This window comes from Pseudomonas sp. FW507-12TSA, assembly GCF_058781435.1.
Window position 1 is genome coordinate 121,115 of record NZ_JBYSWT010000021.1, and the last position, 17,123, is coordinate 138,237.

Genomic DNA, 17,123 nt, shown 5'->3' on the forward strand with positions numbered 1-17,123 from the left:
GCGCTATAGGGTGCGCTTTCCAGTTCGCGACCTGCCAGGAGCACAGCATGTCCAAGCCCATCACCGTTCTGCGCGATACCCATCCACTGCCGGTCCTCGACGCCTGCAAATGGGAAAAACTCGAAGGCGATCCCCATACCGTCAACCTCAACGCCTACACCAGCGAAGATGGCAGCAAGATCATGGGCACCTGGATTTGCACCCCGGGCAAATGGCGGGTGGCCTACGAGAAATGGGAGTACTGCCACTTCCAGGAGGGCTACTGCGTGATCACTCCGGATGGCCAGGAGCCGATCCACCTGCGAGCCGGCGACATCTTCGTGGTCGAGCCCGGCATGCGGGGCACCTGGGAAGTGGTGCAGACCGTGCGCAAGTATTTCGTGTTCGCCTGAGTCCTGTCGTACAAGGCGAGACCGCGTCCGGCCGGTCCGCCCGGCCTGGCGACGCCCGGCTCGGCGCAACCTGCCAAATGTCGTTATAATCCCTGCCAAATGGCAAAGGCAGGAGTCACGCCCATGGTTGCAATGACCGGTAGCGATATCGCTGTGAAACGACGCGGCAAACCCGTATTGAAGGATCGGACCTCGCAGATCCTGCTCGGTGGCCGGGCGCGTTTCGACGACCGCATCTCCATCTATCGCCTGACCGAGGAAGGCATTCCGCTGGCGGCGATCGTCAAGTTCGTGTCTTCGGTGCCCATGCTCAAGGACGAACAGGTCCTGGCCAAGATCATCGGCCTGTCCGAGCGCACCCTGCACCGGCGCCTGAAGACTCCCGACGAACCGCTGAACCCGGAGCAGAGTGCCCGGGCGGTGCGCTTCGCCCAGGTCCTGTCCAAGGCCCAGGAGATCTTCGGCAGCAGCGAACAGGCCCAGGAGTGGATGGCCAAGCCGGTGATGGCCCTGGACGGCCACAAGCCGGTGGACCTGCTGACCAACCCCATCGGCTTCGAGCTGGTGGATGAGTTCCTCACCCGCCTGGAATACGGGGTCTATCAGTGATCAGCGTCCCCGGCGGCAGTGCCGTCCACTTCTGGCGCCTGGACGCCGCGCAGCACGCCGACAGCTGGGACAGCGGCATCGGCGCCGAGCTGTGCGGCGGGCGCTGGAACTCCAAGGGGGTCAAGGCCGTGTACGGCAGCGCCGACCCTGCCACGGCGATCCTCGAGGTGGCCGTGCACAAGGGGTTCGCCGCGCTCGACCAGGTGCCCCATGTGCTGACCGGGGCGCTGATCCACGACCCATCGACCATCTACCGCCTGGACGAAGGCCGCGTGCCCAATCCCAACTGGCTGGTGCCGGGCATTCCCAGTGCCGGCCAGCAGCAATTCGCCGACCAGTTGCTGGCCGAGCATCCCTTCGTGCTGGTGCCCTCCTCGGTTTCGCGCCACAGCTGGAACATCCTGCTCAACCCGCTGTTGGCCAAGGGGTTGTACCAGGTGGTGATCCAGGAGCGCTTCGGCCTCGATACCCGCCTCAATCCGCCAGCGCGCACTCCGGCTGGCCGGCCCAACTGAGCGGGCAAAAAAAACGGGAAGCCGCCCGACGCGGATTCCCGGAAACGCCCCCATTCGGGGGGCTGCGATCATGAGACGGTATTCGTGGCGAGGAGCGGCTCCTCGCCACGCAGAGGGTCACTGCGGCTTGCGGTAGCTGTTGACGATGGCCGAGAAGTCCTTGCCACCTTCCCCGCGCTGGCTCATGGCCTGGTACAGCTGCTGGGCCACCGCGCCCAGAACCACCGGCTGATGGGCCTGGCGGGCAGCCTCGGTGGCCAGCCCCAGGTCCTTGAGCATCAGCTCGGCGCCAAAACCGCCGGTGTAGCCGCGCGCGGCAGGCGCGGTCTCGATCACTCCCGGCCACGGGTTGTAGGTGTCGGAGCTCCAGCAACGCCCGGTGGAACTGTTGATGATCCCGGCCAGCACCTTGGTGTCGATACCCAGGGCATCACCCAGGGCCATGGCTTCGCTGACGCCGATCATCGAGATGCCCAGCAGCAGGTTGTTGCAGATCTTGGCGATCTGCCCGGTGCCGACCTCGCCACAGTGCACGATATTGCGACCCATCTGCGCCAGTACCGGCTGCAGGGTGGCGAACAACTCGGCGCTGGCCCCGACCATGAAGGTCAGGGTGCCGGCCTGGGCGCCGCCAGTGCCGCCGGAAACCGGCGCATCGGCCATGGCCACGCCCTGCTTGGCCGCGGCATTGGCCACTTCGCGGGCGGTCTGCGGGTCGATGGTGCTGCAGTCCACCGCCGGCACGCCACGGGCGATGCCCGCCAGCACGCCGTCTTCGCCGAGCCAGACGCTACGCACATGGGCGGCGGCCGGCAGCATGGTGATCACCAGTTCGGCGCCTGCGGCGGCGGCCTTGGGCGAGGCGCTGATGCGCCCGCCCAGTTGCGCCAGCTCGGCCAGCACGCTCTGGTTGAGATCGAACAGGTTCAGCTGGTGGCCGGCCTTGATCAGGTTGCGGGCCATGGGCGCGCCCATGTTGCCCAGGCCGATGAATGCGATGTTCATGTCAGGCTCCTCAACGCAGGCTGATGGTGGTGTTCACACCGTCGTTGACGCTGTCATCGTCGAACCAGCGGCTGGTGACGGTCTTGGTCTGAGTGTAGAACTGCACCACTTGCTTGCCGTAGGGCCCCAGGTCGCCGAGCTTGGAACCGCGCGAACCGGTGAAGCTGAAGAACGGTACCGGCACCGGGATCGGGATGTTGATCCCCACCTGGCCAACGTCGATTTCGCTCTGGAACTTGCGTGCCGCCGCGCCGCTCTGGGTGAACAGGCCGGTGCCGTTGCCGAAGGGGTTGGCGTTGACCAGGGCGATGGCCTGGTCGAGGGTGTCGACTTCCAGCACCACCAGCACCGGGCCGAAGATTTCCTGGGTGTAGATCTGCATGTCGGTGGTCACCCCGGAGAACAGGGTCGGGCCGACGAAGTTGCCTTGCTCGTAGCCCGGGACCTTGACGTCACGGCCGTCCAGCTCGAGCTTGGCGCCTTCCTTGATACCGCTTTCGATCAGGCCCAGCACGCGCTCCTTGGCCCGCTTGGAGATCACTGGACCGACATCGGTGCCCGGCTCGCAACCGGCGTTGACCTTGAGCTTGCTCGCGGCTTCCTTGATGTCCGGCAGCCATTCGCGAGCCTTGCCCACCAGCACCGCCACCGAGGTGGCCATGCACCGTTGGCCGGCCGCGCCGAACGCCGCACCGGCCAGGGCGTTGACGGTCTGGGTACGGTTGGCGTCAGGCAGCACCACGGCGTGGTTCTTGGCACCCATCATCGATTGCACGCGCTTGCCATGCTTGCCCGCCAGGTCATAGACATGGGTGCCGACGGCAGTGGAGCCGACGAAGGACACGGCCTTGATATCGGCGTGGGTGCACAGGGCATCCACCACTTCCTTGCCGCCATGGACCACGTTGAGCACGCCGGCCGGGACTCCCGCCTCCACCGCCAGCTCCACCAGCAACATGGTGGACAGTGGGTCTTGCTCGGAAGGCTTGAGGACGAAGGTGTTGCCGCAGGCGATGGCCATCGGGAACATCCACAGCGGGATCATCGCCGGGAAGTTGAACGGGGTGATGCCGGCGCACACGCCGATAGGCTGGCGCAGGGTGTAGGTATCCACGCCGCCGGCGACGTTCTCGGCGAACTCGCCCATCTGCAGGGTGCCGATGGAGCAGGCATGCTCGACCACTTCCAGGCCACGGAAAATGTCACCTTCGGCATCGGCGATGGTCTTGCCCTGCTCGGCGCTCAGGACCTGGGCGATACGCTTGGAGTGCTCGCGGATCAGGGCCTGGAGCTTGAGCATGATGCGCATCCGCGCGCCGATCGGGGTCAGTTTCCAGGTCTGGAAGGCGCGTTGGGCCGCGGCGATCGCGGCGTCGACTTCGGCAGCGGTGGCAAATGGCACCTTGGCCAGCACTTCCTGGGTCGCCGGGTTGACGATGTCATGCCATTCCTGGCTCTGGGACTGGACCCATTGACCGTCGATCAACAGCTTGACCTGCTGCAGGGTGGTGCCACCGGACTGGAGGGATGCGTTCATGGGGTCTCCTGACTTCTTGGGTTCTTATGCAGGGAGCCAAGGCATTGCAGGCCTTGAAAAGAGAGGCGTCGCGAGTTGGTGTCGGACTGTTTTTGGAGTATAGATGTGCAAACTTCTAATAAGAACGCACATAAAATCCGGTCCATCATGCAAAAAAACATCACCTCCCTGAGCGGCCTGAACTGGGACGACCTGAAGTTCTTCCTGGAAGTGGCCCGTACCCGCAAGGCCAGCAGCGCGGCCAAGCGCCTGGCGGTGGACTACACCACGGTGTCGCGGCGCATCGGTTCGCTGGAAACCGCCCTGGGCACCCTGTTGTTCGAGAAATCCCGTACCAACGGTTTCGTCCTGACCGCCGAGGGCCAACGCCTGCTGGGCTACGCCGAGGCCATCGAAAGCACCCTGCACATGGCCTGCGAGCAGGTCTCGGGGTCCGGCGTGGCGCTCTCCGGGCATGTACGGATGGGCTGCACCGAAGGCTTCGGCACCTTCTTCATCACCCCGCAGTTGAGCCACTTCCTCGGCGCCTACCCGGCGATCTCGGTGGATATCCTGCCGCTGCCGCACTTCATCAGCCTGTCCAAGCGCGAGGCCGATATCGTCATCGCCCTGGAGCGCCCGGAGCACGGGCCCTATGTGTGCTGCAAGCTATGCGACTACCGCCTGCAGCTGTACGCCACCCAGGAATACCTCGATCGCCACCCGCCGATCCGCCGCCCCAGCGACCTGGGCGAGCATCAGTTCATCAGCTATGTCGACGACCTGGCCTTCAGCTCCGAGCTGCTGTACCTGGCCAACGTGGTGCCCGGGGCCAGCGCCCACCTGCGCAGCACCAGCGTCATCGCCCAATACGTGGCGGCGCAACAGGGCCGCTCGCTGGCGATCCTGCCGTGCTTCCTCGCCGCCCAGGACCCACGCCTGCTGCCGGTGCTGCCCAAGGAAATCAACCTGACCCGGCAGTTTTGGATGTACTGCCGCGAGGACCTGCGCAAGCTCAAGCGCATCACCTTGTTGTGGGATTACATCAGGGAAGTGACCGAGCAGAACCAGCCCCTGTTGATGGGGGACAGCCGGAACATGTCGTTCAGCGCCCCCTAGATGGCCCTCTGGCACGCGCGGCCTGGAGAAACGGCCGTAGGACTACAGCCGCTATAGCGTGGAACGCCGGTCAGTCGGCGATCACCACGATCGATACCCGGCGGTTCTCGGTGCGCCCGGCCGGGGTGCTGTTGGAAGCCACCGGCTCGCTGCTGCCCAGGCCGCGCAACTGGATGTTCTCTTCACGCATGCCGACCTGGGTCAGCACCTTGACCACGCTCTTGGCGCGGCGCACGGAAAGTTGCACGTTGTAGGCCTCCTTGCCCGAGGCATCGGTATGGCCGTCGACCCGCACCTTCTGGATATCGACGCTGAGCAGGGCCGTGCCGATGCGCTGGACGATCGCGGTGCTGGCCGGATTGAGGCTTTCCACGTCGCTGCCGAACAGGACCTTGCCCGACAGGCCGAAGGCCCAGCCTTCATCCGTCAGTTCGAAGCCCTCCTGTTTCAATACCGCGATCTGCTTCGGGGTCAGCCCCTTGGGCGGCACGCTCTGGCAACCACTCAGGGCCAGCAGGGCCATGAACACCAGGGTGCTGAAAAGTCGAACCGGACGTTGCATCGATGAAAACAAGGGAATTAGCTCCTGTTTTGAACCTGGACGGGGGACTCCGCCCCCACTGTGTGTTGCCCGCCTCGCGCGCCACGCTTGGCCTGGTACATGGCCGCATCGGCGGCGTTCAACAGACTGCCCGGAGTGGCGCCATGCTCCGGGTACACGGCGATGCCGATACTCAGCGACGTCAGGATCGACAGGCTGCCAGGCAACTGGATCGGCACCTCCATGCTGCTGATGATCTTGTCGGCGATGCGCTGGGCATCCTCGACCCGGTGCAGCGGCGTCAGCAGCACCGCGAATTCGTCGCCACCCAGGCGCCCCACCAGGTCGTCCTCACGCAGTTGCGCGCGGATCCGCGTCGCCACCGCCACCAGTACCGCATCGCCGGCGGCATGGCCGAAGTTGTCGTTGATCTCCTTGAACCGGTCGCTGTCCAGGAACAGCACCGCCATGCGCTCGTTGTGCTTGTTGGCACTGCGCAAGGCGCGGATCAGCCGGCCCTCGAAGAACGCCCGGTTGGGCAGGCCGGTGAGGCTGTCATGGCTGGCCTGGTGGGCCAGGGTTTCGTTTTCGCTCTGCAGGTGGGTCTGCCAGACCTCCAGCTCATCGAGCAGGGCATTGAAGTCATTGCCCAGGTTGTCCAGCTCGGCGATTTGCGCCGGCGGCACCCGCTGGTCGAAGGCTCGTTCGCGCCGGGCCGCGTGGGCCACGTCCGCCAGGCTGCGCAGGGGGCCGGTAATGCCGCGCATTTGCCGGCGCGCCAGGTACAGCGCCGCCCAGGCGCTCAAGGCGATGCACAGCACGATGCCCACCAGGCCGCTGAAGAGGAAGCGCAACAGGTTGCCGCCATGGCCGGTGACGTTGACCGTGCCGATCTCCTGGCCCTGGCGGAAGATCGGCAGGCTGATGGGTTTTTCCAGGAAGGCACTGGCGATGTGCATTTCCAGGTTGGCCAGCAGGCCGCTGTCGGGGCGCTGCCAACTGGCCAGCAACTGGCCCTGGCTGTCGTACACCTTGGCATCGGCCACCTCTTCGGTGGAGGCGATCAGGGCCAGGGAGTCGGCGGCCGCACCGCTGTCGTTGAACACTACCGCGGCTTCCACCGTGTAACTGATGGAGCGGGCGATCAGGTGCAGGTTGTGGTCGGCGTACACCCGCAGCGCCAGCACGCCCAGGCAGGTCAGCGACAAGCTGGCCAGGCCGATCGCCAGCAAGGCGACCGCCAGGTGGCCGCGACCTATGACCGACCGCAACGTGGGGCGGGGGTTGGGCTTGAACAGTTTCATGGCGTGGCCGGGCGTCGACGGGACAGTTGCAGCACGCTGGGATGGATTCTCACCCCACTGCGGGCTACGGAGTCCAGGTTGACCTCGAACGACACCTGGCTGTCGCTGACCCGCAGGCAGAACAGGCTGCCCACGGTGCATTGGTCGCCGCCCTCGCTGATGCTCAGTACCGGCTGGCCGGTCAACGAGCTGAAGAGCCGGGTGCGTTCCTCGACGGTCAGCTTGCCGACATAGACCGAGTCGCAGTCACTGGCGATCTTCGGGTTGCTGGCCAGCAGGCGGCGCACCAATACCGGACGCCCGGTCGCCTGGGTGGCGCCCTTGAGGAGATCGTCGGTGTATTCGGTGGGACCTACCACGCACAGTCGCAGCTGGGCGGGCTCCACCGGCCAACGAGCGTAGCTGAGGATGCCCAGCACCACCTGCGTCACCGCCTTCGCGCGCTGCTCGGCCAGGCTGACCGGGGCCGAGGGTTCCGGCTGAGCGATGGCCAACAGGCTGAACAGGCAGAGGAAGGTCGACAGCACGCACTGCCGCCACCCTAAAATACGCTCTGTCCTCAAGACAGCCACGTCCATGCAGGGAATCTCGTTGATTTTCACGGAAATGATGCCGCAACGATAGCACAGCCCAGGAAAGTGCCGCGATATCGAAGCGCTGCAAGATGCCTGGAACCGGGGCGTCAGTCCAGCTCCAGCATCAGCCCGCTCAAGCGCTTGACCTTGCGCCGCACTGCCTCCTCGAACACTCCGGCACGGGGCTCGATCAGGCTGAACCAGTCCTTGGCGCGGGTGATGCCGGTGTAGATCAGCTCCTTGGTCAGCACCGGATTCAACGCATCGGGCAGGATCAACGCAGTGTGGGCGAACTCCGAGCCCTGGGACTTGTGCACCGTCATGGCATAGACCGTCTCGATATCATTCAGACGGCTGGGTAGTACCAGGCGCACTCCGCCCTGGCCGTCGTTGCGCGGGAAGGCCACGCGCAGCACCTGGCGCCCCCCTTGCTCCGGCAGGTGCAGGGCGATGCCGATATCGCCATTCATCAGGCCCAGGCCGTAGTCGTTGCGGGTCATCAGCACTGGCCGGCCCTCGTACCACTGCTGGTCGCTGTCGATCAGCCGCGCCTTGAACAAGGCCTGGGTCACGCGCAGGTTGAGGTTCTCCACGCCCCAAGGCCCCTTGCGCACCGCGCACAGCAGCTGGAAGCGGTCGAAGGCCTGCAAGACATGACGTGCCCAGTCGGTCCAGAGCCGGTCGTCGACAGCAGTGTCGGCGGCGGGACGCTGGCTGCGCAGGACATTCAGGTAGTGACGATAACCTTGCGGCCCTTCGCCGTGACCTTCCAGCAACAGCCGCTCCAGGGCCCGATCCTGTTCGCCCTTGAGACCCAGGCAGTACAGGTCGGCATGACTGCGCGCCGCCAGCAGGCGACGGGCTTCGTCGGCTTGCTGCTGGTTGACCCAGCGCGCCAGCTGGCCGATGCCGCTGCCTTCGCCGAAGCGCCGGGAGTGACGCAGCATCACCACTTGCTGGGCCAGCGGATGCTGGTGCCCGGTGTCTTCCTGCAAGCCGCTGGTGGAGAGGTCTTCACCGCTGACCGCTTCCAGCCAGGCCCGGGTCCGAGGGTCATACCAACCGGCCTCGGCATCGCGGCACAGGTCGCCCAGCACCGCCCCGGCCTCCACCGACGCCAACTGGTCCTTGTCCCCCAGCAGCACCAGGCGGGCATGGGCCGGCAAGGCGTCCAGCAGGTTGGCCATCATTTCCAGGTCGATCATCGAGGCTTCATCCACCACCAGTACATCCAGCGGCAGGCGATTGCCGGCGTGATGGCGGAAGTGCCGGGTGCCGGGTCGATTGCCCAGCAGACGGTGCACGGTGGTGACGTCGCTGGGGATCTTTTCCCGCACTTCATCGGCCACCGACAGCGAGCGAACCTGCAGGCTGATGGACTCGGTCAGACGCGCCGCCGCCTTGCCAGTGGGCGCCGCCAGGCGGATGCGCAGCGGCTTGCGCGCCTCCACCGCCGGCCCCTGGAGCAAGGCCAGCAGGCGCACCACGGTGGTGGTCTTGCCGGTGCCCGGGCCGCCGGTGATGATGCTGAACGCACCCCGGGTGGCCAGGGCGCAGGCGAGCTTCTGCCAGTCGACGGGACCGGATGGCCGGGCCGCGCCGAACAAGTCGTCGAGGCGCCGGGCCAGGTGTTCCGGGGCCGCCTCGGTCTGGGCCAGGCGCTGGCGCAAGGCCTGGTCGATGCGCCGCTCGTAGGCCCAGTAGCGCCTCAGGTACAGGCGCTTGCCCGACAGCACCAACGGCCGTTGCCGGGCGGCCTCGCCATGATCCGCCGCCAGGGCCACCAGCCGGCTGCCGGCCAGCACCTTGCACCAGTGGGCGCCTTCGAGGCTGGCCAGGACCTGGGACGGCAACACCGGGGCGCCGCCCTGCACATCGCCCTCGGGTGGCAGCGACAGGGCGAAATCCGGCTCCTTGAGTGTCTCGAACAGATCCAGGCAAACGTGCCCATGTCCCAATTGATGGCTGGTCAGGGCCGCGGCCATAAGCACCAGCGGGTCGCAGTCCGGATCCAGTTCATGGAGGAAACCGACGAAGGCCCTGTCCAGGGCCCGCAGCCAGCCACGGGCGACCCAACGATCGAGCAACAGCAACAGGTCGGCACAATGGCTCAGTGGCGCCAGGTCCGGGGCTTGGGGAACCGGCTCGTCCAGGGCGCCAAACAGGTCCGGGGTCATAGCAGTACTCCCTGCTCCCAGGCCGGTTCGGCCTTGGGTGGCTCGACCCGGCCCTGGAACATCAGGTCCAGGCGTTCGATCAACTGCCGTGGCGGCCGGGCGAAATACACACCCTGGCTGGCCGAATGGGTACCGCGCAGGAACAGGTACAAGGCGCCGCCCATGTGCCGGTCGTAGTCGTAGTCGGCCAGGCGGGCTTTCAACTGTCGATGCAGGGCCAGCAGGTACAGCACGTATTGCAGGTCGTAGCGGTTGTCGAGAATCGATTGTTCCATGGCCTGCTCGGTGTAGGCGGCGTCATCGGCGCCCAGCCAGTTGGATTTGTAGTCAGCCACGTAGTAACGGCCGTGGTGCTCGAACGTCAGGTCGATGAAACCCTTGAACATGCCATTGAGCAGCACCGGCTCGGCGGTGACCCGGGCCGCGCCCTGGTGAGTCTGCTGGCGCACCAGTTCATCAAGCTTGAGCACATCGACCTTGTGGCTGGCGAACCAGAACTCCATTTCGACCCGGTACTGGTCCAGTTGTCCCAGCACCACCGGCGGCTGGCCATCGCCAACGGGCATCGGCGCCTGCAACAGATGCTGCAGCCAGCCGCTCAGGGTCGGGATCCAGCCTTGCCAGCCACGGCGGTTGCAGCGGCGAGCGACGGCATCGGTGATCGCCTCGGGACTGGCATCGAAACCCTCCCCGACCGCCCACTCCAACAGGCCATGGAGGAAGGTGCCGGGATTCGGTCCACGGGGGAAACGGTGGATATCGCCACTGCTGGCGACCACTTCCCGAGGGGCCTCGGGATCCAGGCGTTCGTCGTCGAACAGCTTCTGGGCCTGGGGGTCGTCCGGCGCCTGGCTGGCACTGCCGAGGGTGTCGCTGATGCGCAGGGCGCTGTAGGACGCGATCCACCAGTGCTCCGCCGCACGTCGTGCGGGCACCAGCGGGGCCAGCAGGCGGGCCGGGTTGCGAGGCGGATGGAAACGCTGGTCATCGACGGCCGGCAACTCGCCCACGCCGATGGCCGGGCAGCCTTGCTGCAGATCCAGCAGCCAACGCTGCAGGCCCGTGGATTCAGTGAGCGCCGCACCGCCCCCCAAGAGATAGCCCAGGGCCGAAAGATGCAGGATGGAACTGCCCTGGTTGCCCCGCTTGAGATCGGCAACCCCCAGCCAGCAGGCATGCCGGGCCCGGGTCAGGGCCACATAGAGCAGGCGCAGGTCCTCGGCCAGGCGTTCTTCGTCGGCCTGGGCGATCAGTTGCTCGGTGGGTCGTAGGCTGACCTGGGGCTTGCCGGCGCCATCGTGGTAATGCAACGGCAAGCGGCTGCCGTCCACCGGTTTGGTGGAACAGATGAATGGCAGGAAGACCAAGGGATACTCCAGGCCCTTGGACTTGTGGATGGTGACCACCTTGACCAGTTGTTCATCGCTTTCCAGGCGCAGGATCTGCTCTTCGCCGGCCTGTCCGGAGAGCGCCAGGTGCTCGGCCAGGTGGCGGATCAGCGCCTGCTCGCCATCCAACTCGGCGGCGTTCTGCTGCAGCAGCTCGCACAGGTGCAGGAGGTTGGTCAGCACCCGCTCGCCATCGCTGCGGGCCATCAGCGCCTGGGGTAGCTGGAAGTCGTGCAGCAGGCGGCGCAGCATCGGCAGTACGCCCTGGCTGCGCCAGATCCCACGGTAACCACGGAACTGCATGACCCGTGCTTCCCAGGCCAGTTCATCCTGGTTCAGGCGCTCCAGCTCCAGCAGCGGCAGGTCAAGGGTCAGCGAAGCCAGGGCCGCCCGTAGCGGTCGCTCCACATCCGGCTCGGCGCAGGCCTTGAGCCACACCAGCAGGTCGCGGGCCTCCTGGGCGGCGAATACCGAATCCTTGTCCGAGAGGTAGACACTGCGCACGCCACGGGCAGCCAGCTCGGTACGGATGGCCTGGGCCTCCTTGCCGTCGCGCACCAGGATGGCGATGTCGGCGGGCAGCAGGCCCGTGCACCCTTGCTGATCGCGAACGAAACCGCTGCGGCCCTGCTGGCCACCGTTGAGCAAGCCGACGATGGCACTGGCACAGGCGGCGGCCTGTTGCTGGCGATACAAAGCACCGGATACTGGTTGTTCCGAGGGCAGCAGCCAGAAATTCAACGCCGGCAGCGGTTGCCCATCGACCTGCAAACGCTCTTGGCGATCCTGGGCCGCCACGGGCAGGAACGGCACCGGGTTGTTGCCATTGCTCTGGCGGAACAGGAAGGCACCGCGCCCTTGGGGGCGCTGCTCGGCTTGCAGGAAGACATGGTTGACCGCAGCGACCATGGCCTGGCTGGAGCGGAAGTTGGTACCCAGGGTGTGCAAGCGGCCATCGGTGGCCTGGCGCGCTCGCAGGTAGGTATAGATATCGGCGCCGCGAAAGGCATAGATCGCCTGCTTGGGGTCGCCGATCAGGAACAGCCCGGTCGCCGGGTCGTTGTCCTCGATGCGGTAGATGCTCTCGAAGATCCGGTACTGCACCGGGTCGGTGTCCTGGAATTCGTCGATCAGGGCCACCGGGAATTGCTCGCGAATCAGGCTGGCCAGGCGCCCGCCATCGTCATTCTGCAAGGCGCCATCGAGGCGCAACAGCATGTCGTCGAAGCCCATCTCGGCGCGACGGCGCTTCTCTTCCTCGAACCGCGCCCCGACCCACTGCGCGGCGTGTTGCAGCACCGCCGCATCCGGGCTGGGCAAAGCCTCGAGGCTGGCCTTGAGCCCGGCCATGGCATCGAGACCGGGATGGCTGGGAGGCTCGCCCTTCCAGGCTTCGCCCATGCCTTCGGGCGTCAGGCGGCTGAAACCGGTGCCGATATCCAGTTGCTCGAGGCTCTCGTCCTCGGCCCAGGCGCTGATCTTGTCGAACCAGGGCTCGAAATAGCGGGCCTGCATCTTGCGGCCATCGACACTCTTGCTCGCCACCCCTTGCAGGCAGATCTCGCGCAATTCCTCGGCCCATTGGCGCCAGGGAGCCTTGATCTGCACCAGGGCCGCGCGGCGCTCTTGCAGGCTGGCATCGATCAGCTCGCCGGGCGTCTGGTCCTGTGGATCGCGTCGCTCATTGCCGAACAACGCCCGGACCCGGGGCAGCAGTTCGGCCGGCCCCACCCAATGGCTGCGCACCCAGTTCAGCGCCTCACCTTGCAGCGGATAGCAGAACAGCCGCCAGTAGTCGCGCAGGACCTCGCCCAGCAGGTCACTGTGGTCGGTCTCCAGGGTCTGGGTGAACAGGCTGCCGCTGTCAAAAGCGTGCTCACGCAACATGCGTTGGCACCAACTATGGATGGTGGAAACCGCGGCCTCATCCATCCATTGGGCGGCGATATCCAGGCGGTTGGCGCAGGCCGCCCATTGCTCGGCGGAATATTCTTGGCGCAACTGTTCGATCAGGCCGTCCGGGGCCGGGATCTCGTCGCGGAAGAAGCGGGCGGCCTCGGCCAGGCGGGTGCGGATACGCTCGCGCAATTCCTTGGTGGCGGCATCGGTGAAGGTCACCACCAGGATCTGCGGCGGCAGCAGTTCGCGGCCAAAGCCCGCGGTTGCGCCGCCATGGCCCAGCACCAGGCGCAGGTAGAGTGCGGAAATGGTGAAGGTCTTGCCGGTGCCGGCGCTGGCCTCGATCAGCTGGCTGCCACGCAGGGGAAAAGCCAGGGCCAGGGGAGTCTGTACAGTCATGCGCCGGCCTCCTCGCCGAGGGCCGAGCGCCAGGGTGCATCGAGCAGCGGGCGATAAAGGGTTTCGGCCCAGGCGCTGAAGGTTTCATCGGCAATCAATGCGTTGTAGTCGGCGAACTGCCGGGCCAGGGCTGGGCTTTCACGACGTTCGCCCTGGCTGTTCTGGCCATCGCCATCGTAGGTCTTGCGCGCGGCGGCCGCGGCCTTGTCCGGATCGCCCTGGCCCAGCCAGGCGAAGGCGGTCTTGATCGCCACGGGCAATGGCTGGCGCATGCCCGCCTGCCAGGCGCGCAGCAAGTCCTCGAGGATCTGCCGGGCCACTTGCGGCTCCAAAGGAGCCAGCAACAGGCTGTCATCGCTGGCCACCAGCGCCGTGGTCAGGCGGTAATCGCTGGCACAGGCCAGCAAGTGGTTGATCCACGGCTTGATCAGCCGGTGCCATTTGCGGGTCTTGGTGGAGCCGATGGCGTTGGCGATGGTGGTCACCGCCAGCAAGCCACCGTCGGCCCGCTGGTACAGGGCACTGAGCCAGCCTTCGATCCGTACGCCCTGCACTTCCAGGCTGATGGGCAAGGCGCTGGCCAGGGGCGTTGGCCACAGGGCCAACAGCTGCCGATAGCGTTGCAGCAGGTCGGGCAGCGGCTCCATCAACTCCCGCTGCAGGCACTCGCCAAAACCGGCCATGGGCAGCAGGCCGCTGGCCTGGAGACGCTGGGCCTGGTCCTGCAATGCCTGCTCCGGCTGCTCGACATTGGCCAGCGCGGCTGCAAGCAGGCTGTCGCTGAGGTTGTAGCGTTGCAGCGCATCGAGAACGAAGGGTTCTTCATCGGCCTGGGGGGCCTCCATCGCTTCGAAGAACACCTTGAGCCGCTGGCTGAAGAAATGCCGAACCGGGTGACGCAGGAAATCCTGCAACTGGGCCAGGCTCAGGGGTTCTTCCTGCACGTAGGGCTCCAGGCGCTCGGCCACAGCCTGCTCTTCGCGGTCCTGGTGCAGCACCTGCCACTCCCGGGCATAGCTGAACAGCGGATCGCTGTCGTGGAAATAGCGAGCGCTGAAGGGTTGCAACGGATGCTCCTGGGTCAGTTCTTCCAACAGCGATTGGCCGTTGTCCGCCAGGTGCCAACCACTGGCCAGGTGATCGCGCAATTGGCCGATCAGTACCGACGCGGGGCGCTCGCTGTTGTCGCGGATACTGCGGCCGACCCAGCTGATATAGAGCTGGTCACGGGCCGAAAGCAGGGCCTCGAGCAGCAGGTAGCGATCGTCTTCGCGGCGCGAACGATCGCCCGGACGGTAGTCGCTGCCCATCAGGTCGAAGTCCAGCGGCGGCTGGGCCCGTGGATAGTCGCCATCGTTCATTCCCAAAAGGCACACCAGCTTGAAGGGAATGGCACGCATCGGCATCAGGGTGCAGAAATTCACCGCACCGGCGAGGAAGCGCTGGGACAGGCGCCCCTGGTCGAGGCCCGCCAGCCAGGCTTCGCGGACCACGGTCAGCGGCAGCTCATCTTGCAGGCCCACGGCTTCGCAGGTTTCGAGCCAGGTTTCACGCAGGTCTTCCAGTTGGCCCAGCAGGTAGTCGTCATGTTCGGTGCTGGCCAGGAAGAACAGCTCCAGCAGATTGTGCAGGCGTTCGCCCCACTGCTCCGGCGCGGCGGGCTGGCAGAGCTGCTCGTAGGCCAGTTGCAGGGCATCGAGCAGGGCCACCAACGGGCCGATGAGGGCTGCGTCCAGGCCACCGATTTCATCGTAGGGTTCGATTCCGTCGCAGGCCGCGGAACGACCGACGGCATAACCCAGCAGCATCCGCCGCAGACCGAAACGCCAGCTGTTCTGCTCCAGCTCCTGGGGCAGGCCCAATTCGGCCCGTTGTTCGGCATTCATGCCCCAACGGATGCCGGCGCCTTCGATCCAGCGATGCAGGGTGGGCAAGTCGGCTTCGTCGACGCCGAAACGTGCACGCAACGCCGGGACGTCCAGCAGGTCGAGGATTTCGCTGACCGGAAAGCGGCTGTCCGGAAGCTTCAACAGGTGTTCCACGGCGATCAGCAGCGGGTCGCGGCCACGCTGGCCCTGGTCGGTGAGAGTAAAGGGGATGAAGCGCCGGTCATCACGCTCCAGCTGGCCGAACACCGCCCGAATATGCGGTGCGTAGCTGTCGATGTCCGGGACCATGACGATCACATCCCGTGGGCGCAGATCGGGGTCGGCGCTGAAGCGGGCCAGCAACTGGTCGTGGAGGATCTCCACCTCGCGCTGGGCGCTATGGGCAATGTGGAAACGGATCGACTGGTCCTGTTGCGGATCGACCCCTGGCCACAGTTCGCGGGTTTCGCCGAGGGGGCGCAGCTCGAGGATGTCGTCCTGCAGTTGCTGGAGCATGCTGGCAGGGCGGCTCTCGCTGAACAGGTCGATCCGTCCATCGCGAAAGGCCGCGCGATAACTGTTGGGATCGTCGTAGCTGTCCAGCAGGTTGATGTAGTCCCGGCCTTGCTTGCCCCAGGCGGCCAGCAAGGGGTGCGCGTGCTGGTGCAGGGTCTCCGGGTCTAGGGCTTGAGGCATGCCGGCCTTGCGCGCCTGGCGTTTGTACTGGTGGCGCAACAGGTCTTTGTCGGCAACGATATCGGCCCAGTGGTGGCGGCAAGGGTTGTGCACGCAGAGCAGCACCTGGCTGAAGCGAGCCAGGCCGGCCAGGGCTTCCAGCACTTGGGCCGGTAATGAGGAGATGCCGAAGACGATCACCCGGGACGGCAAGCCAGAGGGGGCGGTGTGCAGGTGGTTGATGCGTTCGATGAAGCGCTGGTGCACGCCTGCACGGCTCTGGGCCATGCCTTCGGTGCCAACATCCAGGAGCAGCGCTCGCCATAGCTCAGCCTGCCAGCAGTTGGCCGGGGTCAGGGGCTTGGGCTCGCCGCGGACGTTGCGCAGTTGGTGGCGGCCTGCGGCCCAGTCTTCCAGCCAGTCGGCGCGGTACACCTGGTACTGGTCGAACAGGTCGGCCAGGCGCTCGGCCAACTGATAGCGTTTGCGCAAGTCGCTGTCGTGGGTCAGGAAGCGTTGCAGGGGCTCGAAATGGGGCTCGTCGATCAGCTCCGGTAGCAGGCGCATCAGTCGCCAGGTCAACGGGGCCTTGTCCAGCAGGGACTTGGGCGGGATCTCGTCGCGTCCCAGTACCTGGCGATACAGCTGCCACATGAAGCTGCCGGGCAATTGCACATCGATGGCAGCAGCGATGCCACAACCGCCGGAGTCATCGTCCTCTGGGTCTTCGGCCAGGGCCAGCTTCAACCACTGGGCAATACCGTTGCTCTGGACCAGGGCGATTTCATTTTCCAGGGGAGCCAGTGGGTAACGCCGCATCCAGCTGACCACCAGGCTGCGCAACTCGTCCAGGCGGTTGCCATGAACCACCATGAAACCAGGGTTGATGGACGAGACGTCCGGCATAAGGGCTTCCTTGGAGAATGCAAAAAGCTAGGGCGGAACCTTAGCACTGTCACGGAAGGCTGGCAGCCGAGCCGATCAAAGAGCTGTGGGCCGCTATGGTTTTTCGTCCGCGCAAAGACAAAACCCCAACTGCTTTCGCAATTGGGGTTTCGGAATTTAATCTTGACGATGACCTACTCTCACATGGGGAAACCCCACACTACCATCGGCGATGCATCGTTTCACTGCTGAGTTC

Annotated in this window: 12 protein-coding genes and 1 rRNA gene; 4 read left to right on the plus strand and 9 right to left on the minus strand. The window is 65.7% G+C overall.

Annotation, left to right across the window (positions count from 1 at the left end; all coding sequences use genetic code 11):
• The first annotated feature begins 47 nt into the window (after positions 1-47).
• The 3 genes from AC3WK8_RS20040 (at position 48) to AC3WK8_RS20050 (ending at position 1,516) form a co-directional block, all read left to right on the plus strand.
• Positions 48-392, plus strand: coding sequence for a cupin domain-containing protein (locus AC3WK8_RS20040; protein ID WP_085598879.1), 345 nt, complete (start codon positions 48-50; stop codon positions 390-392).
• A 123-nt stretch (positions 393-515) separates the two neighbouring features.
• Positions 516-1,001, plus strand: coding sequence for an Xre family toxin-antitoxin system antitoxin (locus tag AC3WK8_RS20045; RefSeq protein WP_085598877.1), 486 nt, complete (start codon positions 516-518; stop codon positions 999-1,001).
• Positions 998-1,516, plus strand: coding sequence for an RES family NAD+ phosphorylase (locus tag AC3WK8_RS20050; protein WP_085598875.1), 519 nt, complete (start codon positions 998-1,000; stop codon positions 1,514-1,516). The genes AC3WK8_RS20045 and AC3WK8_RS20050 overlap by 4 nt, the downstream gene beginning before the upstream one ends.
• Positions 1,517-1,633: 117 nt before the next feature.
• Here the strand turns inward: AC3WK8_RS20050 and mmsB are convergent, their stop codons facing one another.
• The gene (gene mmsB / locus AC3WK8_RS20055; protein ID WP_085598873.1) at positions 1,634-2,521 is read right to left on the minus strand and encodes a 3-hydroxyisobutyrate dehydrogenase; all 888 of its coding nucleotides are present in this window, start codon (positions 2,519-2,521) and stop codon (positions 1,634-1,636) included.
• Positions 2,522-2,531: 10 nt separating this feature from the next.
• Positions 2,532-4,058: a CoA-acylating methylmalonate-semialdehyde dehydrogenase gene (locus AC3WK8_RS20060; protein ID WP_022642130.1), complete on the minus strand. Its 1,527-nt coding sequence runs from the start codon at positions 4,056-4,058 to the stop codon at positions 2,532-2,534.
• A 147-nt stretch (positions 4,059-4,205) separates the two neighbouring features.
• Between AC3WK8_RS20060 and AC3WK8_RS20065 the strand changes: the two genes are divergently transcribed.
• Complete coding sequence (locus AC3WK8_RS20065; RefSeq protein ID WP_022642129.1) at positions 4,206-5,156, plus strand: LysR family transcriptional regulator; 951 nt, start codon at positions 4,206-4,208, stop codon at positions 5,154-5,156.
• A gap of 70 nt (positions 5,157-5,226) precedes the next feature.
• On the opposite strand, the gene yfiB is transcribed toward AC3WK8_RS20065, so the two are convergent.
• From yfiB to rrf, 7 genes are all read right to left on the minus strand, one after another.
• Positions 5,227-5,718, minus strand: a complete 492-nt coding sequence (gene yfiB, locus AC3WK8_RS20070) for an outer membrane lipoprotein YfiB (RefSeq protein WP_022642128.1) — start codon at positions 5,716-5,718, stop codon at positions 5,227-5,229.
• A gap of 17 nt (positions 5,719-5,735) precedes the next feature.
• Positions 5,736-7,001: a diguanylate cyclase DgcN/YfiN gene (gene dgcN, locus AC3WK8_RS20075; RefSeq protein WP_103325688.1), complete on the minus strand. Its 1,266-nt coding sequence runs from the start codon at positions 6,999-7,001 to the stop codon at positions 5,736-5,738.
• Complete coding sequence (gene yfiR, locus AC3WK8_RS20080) at positions 6,998-7,579, minus strand: regulatory sequestration protein YfiR (RefSeq protein ID WP_103325689.1); 582 nt, start codon at positions 7,577-7,579, stop codon at positions 6,998-7,000. Before yfiR ends, dgcN begins: the two co-directional genes overlap by 4 nt.
• 104 nt (positions 7,580-7,683) lie before the next feature.
• The gene (gene recD, locus AC3WK8_RS20085) at positions 7,684-9,753 is read right to left on the minus strand and encodes an exodeoxyribonuclease V subunit alpha (RefSeq protein WP_053136775.1); all 2,070 of its coding nucleotides are present in this window, start codon (positions 9,751-9,753) and stop codon (positions 7,684-7,686) included.
• Positions 9,750-13,439, minus strand: a complete 3,690-nt coding sequence (recB, locus tag AC3WK8_RS20090; protein ID WP_103325690.1) for an exodeoxyribonuclease V subunit beta — start codon at positions 13,437-13,439, stop codon at positions 9,750-9,752. The genes recD and recB overlap by 4 nt, the downstream gene beginning before the upstream one ends.
• The gene (gene recC / locus AC3WK8_RS20095) at positions 13,436-16,888 is read right to left on the minus strand and encodes an exodeoxyribonuclease V subunit gamma (RefSeq protein ID WP_103325691.1); all 3,453 of its coding nucleotides are present in this window, start codon (positions 16,886-16,888) and stop codon (positions 13,436-13,438) included. The genes recB and recC overlap by 4 nt, the downstream gene beginning before the upstream one ends.
• Positions 16,889-17,048: 160 nt before the next feature.
• Positions 17,049-17,123 (minus strand): 5S ribosomal RNA (rrf, locus tag AC3WK8_RS20100); the annotation flags it as partial.

Coding starts and splice junctions, on each gene's coding strand:
- AC3WK8_RS20040 (WP_085598879.1), top strand. CDS start 48: ATGTCCAAGCCCATCACCGTTCTGCGCGATACCCATCCACTGCCGGTC.
- AC3WK8_RS20045 (WP_085598877.1), top strand. CDS start 516: ATGGTTGCAATGACCGGTAGCGATATCGCTGTGAAACGACGCGGCAAA.
- mmsB (WP_085598873.1), bottom strand. CDS start 2,521: ATGAACATCGCATTCATCGGCCTGGGCAACATGGGCGCGCCCATGGCC.
- AC3WK8_RS20060 (WP_022642130.1), bottom strand. CDS start 4,058: ATGAACGCATCCCTCCAGTCCGGTGGCACCACCCTGCAGCAGGTCAAG.
- AC3WK8_RS20065 (WP_022642129.1), top strand. CDS start 4,206: ATGCAAAAAAACATCACCTCCCTGAGCGGCCTGAACTGGGACGACCTG.
- yfiB (WP_022642128.1), bottom strand. CDS start 5,718: ATGCAACGTCCGGTTCGACTTTTCAGCACCCTGGTGTTCATGGCCCTG.
- dgcN (WP_103325688.1), bottom strand. CDS start 7,001: ATGAAACTGTTCAAGCCCAACCCCCGCCCCACGTTGCGGTCGGTCATA.
- yfiR (WP_103325689.1), bottom strand. CDS start 7,579: ATGGACGTGGCTGTCTTGAGGACAGAGCGTATTTTAGGGTGGCGGCAG.
- recD (WP_053136775.1), bottom strand. CDS start 9,753: ATGACCCCGGACCTGTTTGGCGCCCTGGACGAGCCGGTTCCCCAAGCC.
- recB (WP_103325690.1), bottom strand. CDS start 13,439: ATGACTGTACAGACTCCCCTGGCCCTGGCTTTTCCCCTGCGTGGCAGC.
- recC (WP_103325691.1), bottom strand. CDS start 16,888: ATGCCGGACGTCTCGTCCATCAACCCTGGTTTCATGGTGGTTCATGGC.